Source organism: Priestia sp. SIMBA_032 (assembly GCF_046535215.1).
Taxonomy (GTDB): domain Bacteria; phylum Bacillota; class Bacilli; order Bacillales; family Bacillaceae_H; genus Priestia; species Priestia aryabhattai.
The window spans coordinates 1-250 of the sequence record NZ_JAWRXD010001213.1 but is presented as its reverse complement, the minus strand read 5'-3'; the positions used below and the strand labels follow the sequence as shown (position 1 = coordinate 250).

At 40.4% G+C, this 250-nt stretch carries 1 protein-coding gene; it reads right to left on the bottom strand.

The window, feature by feature from the left end; translation table 11 throughout:
* Positions 1 to 230, bottom strand: a 230-nt coding sequence (locus tag SB717_RS38185; RefSeq protein WP_410908400.1) for a hypothetical protein, incomplete at its 3' end; no start/stop codon positions are given.
* Positions 231 to 250: the final 20 nt, after the last annotated feature.

The following is a 250-nucleotide window of genomic DNA, read 5'->3' as shown; positions in this document are numbered from 1 at the left end:
AAATATTCGAACCCATGGATTTCACCCTTTGCATTGTAGACATCTACCTTATTTAACTGCCCCTCCACATAATAATATTTGTTTATATTTTTTTTACTTACAGGCTCCTTTGCGGACAGCCTGCTGGGTTTTATACCCGACATTTCCAACTCATAAGGAATAAAAGAAATACCGCCCCCTTTCGACCACTTAACACTCGAAGCTTTGGCACAATTCGTATCAGAAGCCAAAACAAAGGAAGCGTCCTCAG